Origin of the sequence: Lysinibacillus sp. NPDC093712, assembly GCF_050280025.1 — a bacterium.
In the GTDB taxonomy this organism is placed as follows: domain Bacteria; phylum Bacillota; class Bacilli; order Bacillales_A; family Planococcaceae; genus Lysinibacillus.
Genome location: NZ_JBNNUU010000006.1, coordinates 86,824 through 101,090, shown reverse-complemented (window position 1 = coordinate 101,090; position 14,267 = coordinate 86,824). Strand labels below are relative to the sequence as shown.

12 protein-coding genes are annotated in these 14,267 nt (G+C 37.0%); 9 read left to right on the top strand and 3 right to left on the bottom strand.

Annotated features, from left to right (window positions below; genetic code table 11):
* Positions 1 to 49: 49 nt before the first annotated feature.
* The 9 genes from ACQKNX_RS19510 (at position 50) to ACQKNX_RS19470 (ending at position 9,948) form a co-directional block, all read left to right on the top strand.
* Complete coding sequence (locus ACQKNX_RS19510) at positions 50 to 1,798, top strand: methyl-accepting chemotaxis protein (RefSeq protein WP_427430285.1); 1,749 nt, start codon at positions 50 to 52, stop codon at positions 1,796 to 1,798.
* 208 nt (positions 1,799 to 2,006) lie between these two features.
* Complete coding sequence (locus ACQKNX_RS19505; RefSeq protein ID WP_427430284.1) at positions 2,007 to 3,749, top strand: methyl-accepting chemotaxis protein; 1,743 nt, start codon at positions 2,007 to 2,009, stop codon at positions 3,747 to 3,749.
* Between the two features lie 87 nt (positions 3,750 to 3,836).
* On the top strand, positions 3,837 to 4,412 hold the full coding sequence (locus ACQKNX_RS19500; RefSeq protein WP_427430283.1) for a YdcF family protein: 576 nt from the start codon (positions 3,837 to 3,839) through the stop codon (positions 4,410 to 4,412).
* 81 nt (positions 4,413 to 4,493) lie between these two features.
* Positions 4,494 to 6,191, top strand: coding sequence for a M3 family oligoendopeptidase (locus ACQKNX_RS19495; protein ID WP_427430282.1), 1,698 nt, complete (start codon positions 4,494 to 4,496; stop codon positions 6,189 to 6,191).
* A 518-nt stretch (positions 6,192 to 6,709) separates the two neighbouring features.
* Positions 6,710 to 7,798 (top strand): AI-2E family transporter, encoded by a 1,089-nt coding sequence (locus tag ACQKNX_RS19490; RefSeq protein ID WP_427430281.1) that lies wholly within the window; start codon positions 6,710 to 6,712, stop codon positions 7,796 to 7,798.
* Positions 7,799 to 7,811: 13 nt separating this feature from the next.
* Entirely contained in the window at positions 7,812 to 8,429 is a 618-nt protein-coding gene (locus tag ACQKNX_RS19485) for an NUDIX hydrolase (RefSeq protein WP_401013104.1), read from the top strand.
* A 216-nt stretch (positions 8,430 to 8,645) separates the two neighbouring features.
* Positions 8,646 to 9,110 (top strand): hypothetical protein, encoded by a 465-nt coding sequence (locus tag ACQKNX_RS19480; RefSeq protein ID WP_340821963.1) that lies wholly within the window; start codon positions 8,646 to 8,648, stop codon positions 9,108 to 9,110.
* A gap of 22 nt (positions 9,111 to 9,132) precedes the next feature.
* Complete coding sequence (locus tag ACQKNX_RS19475) at positions 9,133 to 9,324, top strand: hypothetical protein (protein WP_427430280.1); 192 nt, start codon at positions 9,133 to 9,135, stop codon at positions 9,322 to 9,324.
* An 18-nt stretch (positions 9,325 to 9,342) separates the two neighbouring features.
* Positions 9,343 to 9,948, top strand: a complete 606-nt coding sequence (locus tag ACQKNX_RS19470; RefSeq protein ID WP_427430279.1) for an alpha/beta hydrolase — start codon at positions 9,343 to 9,345, stop codon at positions 9,946 to 9,948.
* 54 nt (positions 9,949 to 10,002) lie between these two features.
* On the opposite strand, the gene ACQKNX_RS19465 is transcribed toward ACQKNX_RS19470, so the two are convergent.
* From ACQKNX_RS19465 to ACQKNX_RS19455, 3 genes are all read right to left on the bottom strand, one after another.
* Positions 10,003 to 12,111, bottom strand: a complete 2,109-nt coding sequence (locus tag ACQKNX_RS19465; RefSeq protein WP_427430278.1) for an MMPL family transporter — start codon at positions 12,109 to 12,111, stop codon at positions 10,003 to 10,005.
* A 158-nt stretch (positions 12,112 to 12,269) separates the two neighbouring features.
* A complete protein-coding gene (locus ACQKNX_RS19460) occupies positions 12,270 to 13,286 on the bottom strand; it encodes an inorganic phosphate transporter (protein WP_427430277.1) in 1,017 nt (338 codons plus the stop codon).
* A gap of 20 nt (positions 13,287 to 13,306) precedes the next feature.
* Complete coding sequence (locus tag ACQKNX_RS19455; RefSeq protein ID WP_173479367.1) at positions 13,307 to 13,927, bottom strand: DUF47 domain-containing protein; 621 nt, start codon at positions 13,925 to 13,927, stop codon at positions 13,307 to 13,309.
* Positions 13,928 to 14,267 lie beyond the last annotated feature (340 nt).

The window sequence follows — 14,267 nt, the reverse complement described above, 5'->3', positions numbered from 1 at the left end:
ATAATAAGATTGGTATACTAGTAAAATGAAGAAGGGAAGTGCCAATAATATGACAAAAACAAATAAGTTAAGTAATAAAATTATTTTAATGTTATTAATGACAATAATCGCTTTATTAATTGGTTTTATAGTAACTACTATTTACACAGCGAAATCATCTGTAAATAAAACGATGGGCACACAGGCAGTTGCAATGGCAGAAAACATTGCTAAACAGTTAAATGTTGATGAATATATTGCGCTTTCAAAAAGCCCATCGGAGTCTAAATTATACTGGGAGCTAAGAGAAGAGTTAAATGGATTACGTGAACAAAATGGCGTTCTCTATGCTTACACATTTGCTGTACCAAAAGAAGATCAAAAAGTAAAATTTTTAGTAGATGGAATGCCTAAAGATGACCAAGAAAATGCAGGTATTATTAATACGGAATCATCTTCTACATACTATAAAGATCTAGAAAAAGTAATGTCTACAGGTAGTTATTATTCAGCAATATTACATAGTGATTTTGGCGATTATTTATCAGGTACAGTACCGTTAAAAGATGCATCAGGTACTATCGTTGCCTTTGTTGGCGTAGACATTGAGGCAACACAAGTAAGTGGTGTAACGAATACCGTATTATCTTCTGTTTTACCAGCTCTTATTGCAATTATGTTAATTTTAACGGCGATTGTTATGTACGTAGTGTATCGTTATGTAAATCGTTCATTAAAACCGTTAAGTTATTTGGGGGAAGCTGCAGAAAGCTTTGCGCAAGGTGATATTGAGGAAGCTACAAAAGCAGTGGAACAAATTCATTTTAAAAATAAAAATGAAATTACAGTTTTTGCACTGGCCTTCAAGGAATCACTAATAAAGTTAAAAGACACATTCCAAACTATTCAACATCGTACTGTTGCATTGCAAGATGTTGTAGGTAAAATAGATGCTACATCACAGCAGGTTGAAACATCCAATTTGAAGATTGCAGACCGTATTATCGAAATTGCAGCAGGCAGTGAGCAGCACCAGCAAAATAATAATGAGGTTGTGTTAACGATGAACGAAATGTCGATTGGCATTCAACGTTTAGCAGATACAACTTCGGAAATAGCTGAGTCTTCTACTGCGATGACAGGATTAGTCGAATCGAATGTTAACCATTCCCATGAGGTTGTTTCACAAATACAAAGTGTAGAATCTTCAGTCTTACGAACAGCAGGACATGTGGAAGAAATGGGTAATAAATTCCGGTCAATTGAAGATATGGTCCAGGTTATTACAAATATCGCTGATCAAACAAACTTACTTGCATTAAATGCAGCTATTGAAGCGGCGCGGGCTGGAGAAGCTGGGAAGGGCTTTGCTGTTGTAGCTGACGAGGTGCGTAAGTTGGCTGAAATGTCTAAGACTTCTGCCGATGATATTCAAAAACATTTAATAAGTTTCAAAGATATTACGGAACGCGCCCTTTCTGAAATGGCACGAAGTACGGAGGATGTGCAAGCAGGTAATGTAGCAGTGCAACGGATCGGTACTAGCCTTGCTCAAATTTTACAATCAGTTGTGCTTGTTAATAATAAAATTCAAGATGACTCTGCAGTAATAGAGCAAATGTCAGCAGGCTCAGAAGAAATATTAGCGACAATAGAGCAAATGCAAAGTATTGCACAGCAAAGTGCTTTAGGAACTAAAGAGGTAGCAGCAGCTTCTGATCATCAGGTGGCAATGGTTTCAGAATTAAATGAAGTTGTGGAGATTTTGGAACGTACATCAAAGGAAGTAATTGAAGCGATTAATACATTTAAATTATAAAGAAAATCAAAAAACTATTTTTCTACACATTGTAACCCTGTAGAAAGATAGTTTTTCTTCTGTGCGGAAAAATGTGTATATTAGCATATTTACTCGAAAATCTGAATATTCTACACATTTATTGTGAATTACCCATTGTGTAAACTGTAAAACCATTCCATAATATGAGTAATGCATTAAACGATAGAAGTAAAAAGGGGTGTAAAGTATGAAATTTTTACGTTCAATACAGGGGAAATTAATTATCGTTTCAATGGCATTATTAATAGTGCCGAGCTTAATCATTGGTATAGTTAGCTATGGGAAAGCAAAGGATGGGATGGAAGGATTAGGTGAACAAGTCCTCCAAAATAGCGTTGAGTCTACTTTGCAATTAATCGAACTGGCAAATGAAAGTGTAGAAAAAGGCGACATCCCATTGGAGGTTGCGCAGGAAAAAGTACGTGAAGCGCTACTTGGTCCAAAGGATAGTGAGGGAAAGCGACCAATTAATTATCCTGGTAATTTAGGTGAATATGGTTATATATACGTGTTAGACGATAAAGGGACGCTAACAACACATCCTACTCGTGAAGGGGATAACTTGTGGGATGAACAGGATAGTAGTGGTACGTATTTTATTCGAGATGTAACTGAACGAGCATTAGAGGGTGGGGGTTTTACAAAATATGAATTTGCACTTCCCGGTCAGGATGTTTTAGCCGATAAAATCATTTACTCTACAAAAGATCCACATTGGGGATGGATTATAGCATCGGGTACATATATGCAAGATTTTAATAAAGAAGCTAATTCATTGTTATTAGTTATTGGACTGACACTATTAGGAGCCATTATTATCGGTACAGTTATCGTCATACTTGTTTCTAGACATTTGGCTTTGCCTGTTAAAAAATTGTCGACTCGTGTACGTGAAGTAGCGCAAGGTAATTTAACGGTGGAAATTGAAAACCTACAACGTACAGATGAGATTGGCCAATTAAACACGGGCTTTAATGATATGGTAGATCAATTAAAGACATTAATTACAAATGTGGAAGAATCAATCGCTGAAATTCAATCCACTTCGTCTAACTTAACAGCCGTTGCTGAGGAAACTAATGCATACGGCGATGAAATTGTGAAAGCGATTAATGAGGTTTCAGGAGGTGCAGTTAAACAAGCCTCCGATGCTGAAGATACGAATCGTACAGCTATAGCATTTGCTCAGCAAATTGTAGGACTGCATGATAAAAATGAATTAATGTTAGATGCTTCTCAAATTATGAAGCATTCCAATGAAGAAGGGCTTGTAAATTTAAATAGTTTGAAGGACACATCACAGGAATCGTCTACGCTTATTAATAGTGTACAAACAGTGTTTAATAGCTTAATTGTTAAAGTAAGAGAAATTGAAGGTATTGTGGGAACGATTAATGAAATTTCCGATCAAACAAACCTTCTTGCATTAAATGCATCGATTGAAGCGGCGCGTGCTGGGGAGCATGGCAAAGGATTTGCAATCGTAGCGGAAGAAGTAAGAAAGCTAGCAGACCAAACTTCCGTTGCAACAGATTTAGTACGCACAACGCTACGTGGTATTGAAAGTGAAACGAATTTAGTGAACGAAGAAATGCAAAAAACAAGTGCTATTGTTCGAGAGCAAAATAATTCTGTTGGAATAATGGAATCTTCATTTAATGAAATTGAACTGGCTGTTGAAAAAATTATAGCAATTATTGGAGACATGACTTCAGGTGTTGCATATTTAAATAGCTCTAAAGATGATATGATGCAGTCTATTGAAAGTATCGCTATGATCAGTGAAAAAAATGCAGCAGCTTCTGAGGAAGTAACAGCATCTGTTGACGAGCAACAAAGGGCTATACAACTTGTTAGCGAATCCTCCAACGATTTAACAGACGAAATCTCAGCATTACAGGAATCCATTCAACGCTTTACTATAAGATAGTTAATAAAGATGCTTGTACAGTAGCTAATATTTGTACAAGCATCCTTTTTATATTCTGGACGTTGTAAGTAAAAAGGGGTGTTGCATTTGAAAAAGTGGTTGGTGGGAGGAATCACAATTGTCGTTTGTATAAGTAGTGCCCTCTATATATGGTTAGGACAAGAAATGAAGCGAGGGACACAGCCAGTTGCTGATGGATCTGCACAATATGCAATAGTGCTTGGGGCAAAAGTAAAGCCTGGTGGGATATTATCTCTATCTTTAAAAAATAGATTGGAAGAGACTGTAGCTTATCTAAATGAGTATCCGCACGTGAAGGTAATTGTATCGGGTGGTCAGGGGGCAGATGAGGATAGGACAGAGGCATCTGCAATGTTTTCGTACTTGCAGGAGAAAGGGATTGACCCTGCACGAATTTTAGTGGAAGAACAATCCACATCGACATATGAAAACCTACTATTTTCAAAAGAATTACTCCCAGAGGGCACAAAGCATATTACGATTGTCTCGAATGATTTCCATTTGCAAAGAGCAAAGTATTTAGCTAATAAGCTTCAGCTAGAGGCGGATGTCGTTGTTGCAAAAACACCAAAATCTGTAGAAGCGAAGTTAAGGATTCGTGAAAGAGCTGCATTGTTAAAAACGTATATCATAGGTCATTAATGGTATATTTACTTTCTTTCTTTAATATATTTGTCATATAATAGAAATATAATGAGTAAACGACAGAAAGAGGGTACTTCTATGACAACGTTTAAAGATTATAAATACAGCCGTCCCAACGTGGCAGCAATGAAAGAGCAGCAATTAGCTATAATCGAGCAATTTAAAGAAGCGCAAACTGTTGAGGCGCAAAGCGAGCTAATTGAAAAGTTAAATGAATTAAGTAATGAGTATGCGACAATGGCTAACCTCGTATATATTCGAGCATCGATTGATACGAACGATTCGTTTTATCAAGAAGAACGTGACTATTTTGATGAAGTAGGCCCAGAACTTGAAGAGATTACAACAGAATACTATAAAGCATTAATAGTTTCGCCATTCCGTGAGCAGCTTGAAGAAAAATGGGGCCAACAGTTATTCGACTTAGCGTCCTATCAAATTAAAGGGTTCTCTCCGCAAGTTATTGATTTAATGCAAAAGGAGAACAAGCTAGTTTCTGAATATAATAAATTAGTTGCCTCAGCTCAAATTGACTTTAATGGGGAAACATTAACGTTAGCTCAGCTAGGACCTTATGCAGAATCGACAAATCGTGAAATGCGTAAAGCGGCTACAGAAGCTCGATTTGGCTTTTTTGCTGAGCATGAAGAAGAATTTGATCGGTTGTATGATGAGCTTGTCAAAGTACGCCATGAAATTGCTGTAAAGTTAGGCTATAAAAATTATGTAGAGCTTGGCTATATTCGTATGAACCGTATTGATTACAATGCGGAAATGGTGAAAAAATTCCGTGACCAAGTGCGTGATTTAATCGTTCCAGTTGCAACAAAATTATTTGAGCGACAAGCGAAGCGTATCGGCATTTCGGACTTAAAGTTTTATGATGAAGCGCTAAACTTCTTAACAGGAAATGCTACGCCAAAAGGTGATGCAGATTGGATTGTCGCAAACGGTAAAAAAATGTATGAAGAACTATCACCTGAGACTGGTGAATTTTTCAACTTTATGATTGACCATGACTTAATGGACTTAGTAGCGAAAAAAGGAAAAGAAAGTGGCGGCTATTGTACGTTTATTGAAAATTATCATTCGCCATTTATTTTCTCGAACTTTAACGGTACATCAGGTGATATTGATGTGTTAACACATGAGGCTGGACATGCTTTCCAAGTATACTCAAGCCGCGATATTGGCATTCCAGAATATTTATGGCCAACATATGAATCATGTGAAATCCATTCTATGAGTATGGAGTTCTTCACATGGCCTTGGATGGAATTATTCTTCAAAGAAGATACAGAGAAATATAAATTTACACATTTAAGCAGTGGCCTACTATTTCTTCCTTACGGTGTTGCTGTTGATGAATTCCAACATGTTATTTATGAAAACCCTACGATGACACCTGCTGAGCGTAAAGCTGCATGGAAAAAAATCGAGGAAACATATTTACCGCATCGTGACTATGACGGCAATAGCTACTTAGAATCAGGTGGTATATGGCAACGTCAGGCCCATATTTATGCAAGCCCATTCTATTATATTGATTACACGTTAGCGCAAATTTGTGCATTCCAATTCTGGAAACGTTCACGTGAAGAGTTTGAGGCTGCCTGGAAAGACTATATCCATTTATGTGGCTTAGGTGGCTCTATGTCATTTACGAAGCTTGTGAAAGAAGCTGGCTTAATTTCACCATTCGAGGATGGCTGTGTAGAATCAGTAATTGGTGTGATTGAAAACTACTTAAATTCAGTGGATGATACAAAATTATAAAGTGCGATAGAATCTTTCGAGAGCTAATGAAAAAATTTGTGTAACTTCTCTAGGAAACCGAGTTAGTTAGAGAGACTGAGATATAACTTGGAATTTTAGAAACTAGAACACAGGTACTCGTAAATCATTTTTTGCTATTTATTATGAAGAAGAACTTAGCTATTTTACTTTTGCCATAAATAAAATTCAGCAAAGAAAGAGTACTAGTTGATGATGGTAGTGCAGGCGGTGACTCCTGCGGGAACGCACACAGCGTAAGACGCAACAGACCGCGCGCTAGCGAGGGTTGCGGCTTACGTGTGTGCCCGCGGAAAGCAACCGCCGTAGCGGCCATCAACGGCATTGCAAAAAGTGTTAGATTGATGGCAGTCAATCTAACACTTTTCTCTTTTGTCCAAGATAAGTTGTTTTTTAGTCTGTTATCTTTTTTTATGTTTGTAATAAATACTAGGATACTTGCGAAATGGTTAATATATAAGTAGTATTTTCAGTAACTGTGATAAAAGGAAGTGAAGAACGTGACGAGGAAAGTATGGTTTCAAGTAGGAGTAGGTACTTTACTAGTTCTACTAATACTTAAATATTTTATAGAAATTCATTGGATTTTTTCACCGCTTGCGATTATTTTAAAAGCGATATTTGTGCCGTTATTACTTGGTGGCGTGTTGTATTATGTGACAGAGCCGATTCAGCGTTTTTTAGAAAAGCGAAAATGGCCAAGATGGGCTAGTATATTGACAATTGTTGTTGGCATGATTGTCATGGTTGTTGTTTTAGGTTTTATTATCGGTAATCCGATAGCTACACAGCTTAATAATCTTGCGAAAAATGCACCGATGATTGGATCAAGCATTCAAGATGCAACTGATTATGTGGTCAGCTTGTTCAGCAATAAGGATAATTTACCTCCACAAATAACCGAATTTATCGATAGTCTTGCTAATTCTGTACAAAGTATTGCTGTCGTGACAAGTAAATGGCTCGTATCATTTATACAGTCCATTGTTTCAGTTTCCTTATTAGCTATTTTAATTCCGTTTTTCTTCATCTTTATGTTGAAGGATCATGAGAAATTTGCGCCATCCATTTATAAATATTTTAGTGGTGAACGTCGGGAATGGATAAAAAAGACGTTAAGTGAAATTGATGATGTATTACGTAGCTATATTCAAGGTCAACTGCAAATTAGTTTTTTATTAGCACTTATTATGTATGTTGGGTATTTAATTATTGGCTTAGAGTATTCATTATTGCTCGTTATTTTTGCTTTCTTTATGAATATGATTCCGTTTATCGGTCCATGGATAGCCCTTGCACCAGCAGTGATTGTGGCAGTTATTCAGGATCCGATGCTTGTTGTTTGGGTATGCGTTGTTACGCTTATTGCGCAGCAGATTGATAGTAACTTCATTACTCCAAATGTCATGGGGAAATCTCTCGATATCCATCCGTTAACGGTTATTACAATTATTTTAGCAGCAGGAAATATAGCAGGCTTCATAGGAATTATAATTGCCGTTCCGTTTTATGCTGTACTAAAGGTTATTGTTTCGAATATTTATGATAAACGAATTGCGATAAAGAAAAAGGCTACGAAGTCTGTATAGGGGTCGAATAAAAATGGAACAAGAGATTGTGAAGGTTTTTAATGAGCAGCATGAACAAATTGGCACGGCTACACGAGCAGAAGTACATGAAAAAGGCTTGTGGCATGAGACTTTTCACTGCTGGCTTGTCAACGAGAACTATATTTATTTCCAAATTCGTAGTGCACAAAAAAAGGACTATCCAGGACTGCTTGATATTACAGCAGCAGGTCACTTACTAGCCATTGAGACAGTGGAAGCGGGCATACGAGAAGTAAGAGAAGAATTAGGATTAACAATCGATATTAATGAAGTCGTAAAAATGGGTATGACTTCATGTAGTATCGTATCTGAAAAAATGATTGATAATGAATTTTGTCATGTTTATTTGTACCCTTTTGAAGACAATTGGGATTCTTTTGAGTTGCAATATGAGGAAGTTTCGGGTGTTGTTCGAGCAAAGCTTGATGAAGCCGAAGATTTCTTTTTAGGTAAAACCGTCACGCTGAATATTGAAGGATATGAATATTTTCCAGATGGACAACGAGCACGGGTAGTGAGACCTGTAAGCACTGCGCAATTTGTTCCATATCGTGAGTTGTACGTTGCAGATGTAATAGATTTTGTGAAAAATTCAATGTACAGTCGATAGAATAGCGTAATCACCGGCTAGTTGATTACGCATATGAAAAAACAATGAAGTATGGTAAGAATCAGTGCCAATTCGCATGTATATAATCATAGTGGCTCATAAAGATAACTTCGAAATGAATTGAAGTTTTTTTTATGAGCATTTTATGTCTATATGTTAATTTGTGTAGAAAATAAGCTATACTTGTAATTACAATGAAAGAAAAGGAGCATATACATGCTAACATTTGAACAAAAACAAGCGATAATTGAATCGTTTTCAGAATTAACGAGAAAAGAAATTTCGATGAAACGAGTGAATTATCATTTTATGGACAGTCTGTTTGAAAAAACGATTGTCGTTGAAAAATTGCATCCAAACGGAAATGGTTTTGTCTTTGTAGGGGATTTGTTGCGCTACGAAAATGAGGCAAATGATAAAGGATTAGTAAATATTCGTGATTACGATGAGCAACAGCTGCGTACCATTATTGAAGATGCGATTACGTATTTAGGCGAGGAACAAGAGGAAGAAGAACCGATTATTGAGACTTGGCGTAATCGTGAAGGTGATCAATTAGAGCTTGCTTTTGAACAACGTTCATGGAATGTATATCATCGAGATAATCTAGAAGAAGCCTTTGGCACGTATGATGCGGCAAAAGAATATTTATTGGAAGAAGGCTTTCGTAAAAAGAACTAAGTAATATGGGGGAAAACGCGTAATGAGTGGTAAAAAATTGGTGGGAGTTGTACTTATTGTTTTAGTAATTGCATGCTTATTTTCAGTTTTTACGATTCGAAATTTCTATAAAAACAATGAAGAACAGCCAAATAGCGAAAATCGTGACGTTAATAAGTCAAAAAGTTTGAATTTAATTTTACCACAAGCTACAATTATCTCGAATTCAAGATAATTGAAAGGTGATGTGTTCATGCAACATATATTTCATAAAGGAACAGATGAAACAAAGCCTACCTTATTGTTATTACACGGTACAGGTGGAGACGAGCATTCTTTAATTAGCCTAGCAAAAGAAATTGATGCAACAGCTAATGTTTTAAGTGTACGTGGTAATGTATTAGAAAATGGTATGCCTCGGTTTTTCCGTCGTTTAGCTGAAGGTGTTTTTGATATAGAAGATTTAATTTTCCGTACGCAAGAATTACAAAGCTTTTTGGCAACAGCAGCAGAGCAATACGGTTTTGATCGTACACGTATCGTAGCTATTGGTTACTCAAATGGCGCAAACATTGCAGCAAGTTTATTATTCCATTTTGAAGATGCGTTGGCAGGCGCGATTCTACATCATCCGATGGTGCCAAGACGAGGAATTGGACTACCTGTGTTAGCTAATACGCCTGTATTTATTGCGGCTGGAACAAATGATCCGTTGTGTTCAGCACAGGAATCAGAGGATTTAGAGTCACTTTTATCTGGTGCAGGCGCTAATGTAACAACAGCATGGTTTAACTATGGTCACCAGCTTACAATGCCTGAAGTAGATTCAGCAAGAGAGTGGTATCGTAAATATTTTTAAACGAAAAATCCGAGAACGCTGTAAATTAGCGTTCTCGGATTTTTGTTTAAGAAATTACTTCTTCTTAGCGAAGGGTAGCCACCAATTCCAGTCGCCAAATAGCTTCATAAGACTTGGGACAAGCATAAGACGAATAATTGTAGCGTCAATTGCGATTGCAATGGCAATACCAACACCGATTTGCTTTACAGGCATAACGTCGGTAAAAGCAAATGCTCCAGTAATAACAATCATAATAAGCGCAGCAGATGTAATGATACGGCTAGTAGATGTAAGTCCTTCCACTGTCGCATGAGTATTATCCGCACCTTTTTGATATTCCTCTTGTATTCGAGATATTAAAAATACTTCATAGTCCATACTCAAACCAAATACAAGGCAAAATACAATAACCGGAATGATGAGGACAATTGTGCCAGCCTCTATTCCGAAATGTCCATATTGGAATATGTATACGAGTATCCCAAACGCTGAGGATAACCCAATAATATTCATAATGATTGCCTTGAGAGGAATTAAAACTGAACGGAAAGCAAGCATTAAAATAAAGAACGTTGACACGATAATGATCAAAACAGCGAATACGATTTTATCCGCAATTTCATCGAAAATCTCTTGATTGAATTTACCTTGTCCACCTAGTTTAAAATCGACGTTTAAATCTTTGTCCATCCATGTTCTTGCAAATTTTTGTGCGGCAGAGGACGAACCAGCTACATTTAATGTAATAGGAATAAACAATTGTGTATCCTTCGAAAAGGTATGAATAAGTGGTTTTAGTTGATCTGCAACTTGTGGCATTTCCAAAGATGCTGTTAATTCCTCCGGCGATTTTATATTAGAAGCCGTATAAATAGTTGATACTTGATCAACGAGTGGATCGTCAAGAAGCTGTTCTTGTATATCAAACAGTAGCTCTCTTGCCTTCTCATCCTCCCAACCTTCTTTACGTTCAGCGAGTAAATATAAAATCGAAGTGTCACCGAGCCCAAACGTGTCATCTAATTTATCGTATGCTGCACGTGCATCATATTTAGTTGGTAAAGAATCCACTTGAGGTATAGCTAGTTTAATATCCTTTAATGGAATCATACCGATACCAAGTAACAATAATGCGACAATGACAATTGATACAGGTCGTTTCATAACAAAGCCAGCAAAACTGCGCCAACGATTTGTCCCACCTGGCTTTACGCGTATTATGCGCCACTTATTTAGACGGTCTCCCAAAACCATCATTGTTGCAGGTAATAAAGTGAGACCTGACAACACTGCGAACAACACGACAATTGTGCCGCCTAGTGCAATATTGCGAAAAATTTCAACGTCAATAACAATCATGGCCCCAAGACCAATCATGACACAAACAGCAGAAAAAATTATTGAACGGCCAGCTGTCTGGATAGCAATTTGTATCGCATCGGCAATTGTAGAATGGCCACGTTCTTCGCGATAGCGATTAATAAATAGTAGTGCGAAGTCAATACTGAGGGCAAGTCCTAGCATTGGCACAATGTTTAAGACAAAAATGGATAAATTAACGCTACCACTAAGTAGTGTCAACAGTCCGAATGCTGTAACAACCGTAACGACACCAATTATAATTGGCAAAATTGCAGCTACAACGGTACCAAAGGCTAGTAATAGTACGATGATAGCGATTGGTAAACCAATTGCTTCAGCAGAAGCCAAGTCTTTTTGGCTAGCTTCATTTATATCCTCAGAAATCACAGGCCCACCTGTAATACTAATGCTATCATCTTCAACTAATGTGCGAACTTCTTTTACTGTATCGGGCAAATTTTCAACGTTATTTTTAAAATGTACCATGGCATAGGCGATGCCGTTCTTTTGTAGCGAAGAATCATCCAATGGTGACTGGATTGAATGGATTTCTTGAATGTCATCGAGTTTTTGTAAGGTGTCTTCGATTTTTTTATTGTCTACTTGGTCAAAGACAACCATTATAGTTTCGGCAGGTAAGTCGAATGTTTTTGCTAGTTCATTTGTGACATAGGTATGATCAGCTTCAACAAAAAAGCCATCTCCATGCAGTTTGCTCGGAAGCTGTATAGCAAACACAGCCATTGCGATAAAAATAACAATCCAAATTGCAACGATAGCTTTCGCATGTGCAGTGATAAAAGCTGAAAAAGTTTTCATAATTATAAAGCATCCCCCTTTTAAATCAGTGTAAAGGATGTGTCGCTTTTTGTCGTGTGACAAAGTAAAAACTCCTGCTCACGGTAGAGTGTGTGAGAATTGTGTGAGTGCCTGACACTTAAAAAAGCACTTTCTGTGAGCAGAAAGTGCCGTAAAATCTAGAAGAATAAAGATAATATTAAGTAAATAACGGATGCCATAACAGCTGAAATTGGCATTGTAATAATCCAAGTTGTCACAATTTTACGTGCCATTCCCCAGTTTACACCACGAACACGCTGTGCCGAACCAACGCCCATGATGGATGAAGAAATAACGTGTGTTGTTGATACGGGTAAGTGAACTAATGTCGCACCGAAAATAACAGTAGCAGAAGCTAAATCCGCTGCAACGCCATTTACAGGACGGATTTTCATAATTTTACCGCCGACTGTTTTAATGATTTTATAGCCACCAATAGAAGTACCAAGACCCATGGCAATTGCCGCAGCAGCTCGAACCCAAAAAGGAATATCATCCCCAGTGTGTAAGCCTCCAGCGATTAACGCCATTGTCATAATACCCATTGCTTTTTGCGCGTCATTTGTACCGTGTGTAAACGATTGAATAGCCGCTGTAAAAATTTGCATTGTACGGAAGCCTTTATTCGTACGATATAGATTTAAGTTTTTAAACCATAATTTAAACAGAGACATCATAAGAAAGCCGGCACAAATCGCGATGATTGGTGAAAATACTAAAGCCATAATAATCTTTGTAAAACCACCGTAGTTAAGTACGCCAAAGCCTGCAGAAGCAACTGCTGCACCGGCAATTGAACCGATTAATGTATGTGAAGAACTTGAAGGGATACCAAAGTACCAAGTAAGCAGGTTCCAAATAATAGCTGAAATTAATGCGGCTAAAATAACGATAGAACCTGTTGTATCTCCTTGAAATGCATTTAAAGAGAATGGATCTACAATATCTTTAGTTAGAGCCTTTGCTACACCCACGAAAGTAATAGCACCGATGAAGTTCATCGTCGCAGCCATAATAATGGCAACACGTGGAGGCAATGCTCTAGTTGAAACCGAAGTTGCGATAGCATTTGCTGTATCGTGGAAACCGTTGATAAAGTCAAATGTTAGGGCAAAGATGACGACCAATACGGTTAGTATAATTATTGTATTCATTGTAAGTGACCCACTCCTAATTACGCGTTACGCATGATAATTGTTTCCATTGTGTTTGCAACGTTTTGACAATAATCAGCGATATCCTCTAGTTGTTCATAAATATCTTTAAACTTAATAATGCGGATTGGATCTTTTTCATTTAAAAACAATTGCTTAATCGAAGTTCTTTGTACTTCGTCACATTCGCGCTCATAATCTTTTATTAAAATTGCATGTGGGCGCATGCCGATAAGATTCTTTTTCTTTAACTCTTCAGTAGCTTTAACAATTTCGTCGGCACTTTTTGAAATATAGCCTAAAAAAATACGCATCGCTTCATCAACTTCTGTTAAGGAGAACATTTCAAAGTGAGCGATACAATGCTCCGTACCATCTAACACGTCGTCCATACGGATTGCGAATTCTAAAATATCCTCGCGCTCAATCGGTGTCATAAATGATTTGTTTAGCATCACGATAAGTTCATGAATAAGTTTATCGCCAGCTGTTTCGTAATTCTTCATTGTAATGCTAATCTCTTTTAAGTCAGCTACACTTGTAATACGAAAATCATTTGCGTAATGTACGGCCTCTCTCATATTCTCTGCAATTTTATGCAATGCTATAAAGAAAGGGTCTTGTTTTTTTGAGTTAAGCATGTAAATGAAATCCTCCTGGATGTATATAAAATAATCAACCTTTAAACTTTACTATCATAACAAAATCTTTCGTTTATCTACATAAAATTTATCTTCTCTACATAAAACTTTACAATCCTGTAATATACAATTTGTTCACAAATATGCTGTGTTGTATGTGTATTTATTCCTATTAGTACAGAAAAACGCCTATATAATAAGTGTTTTTATTAAAAAAATAGTCTGTTTAGTACAGAATGTAGCATTTATATACACTCGATTTTACTTGCTAGTTAAATCGAATTGTAAACGTATTGTAAAGAAACGCCCCTTAAACATAGTGTTCCCTATTTTCTTAAGA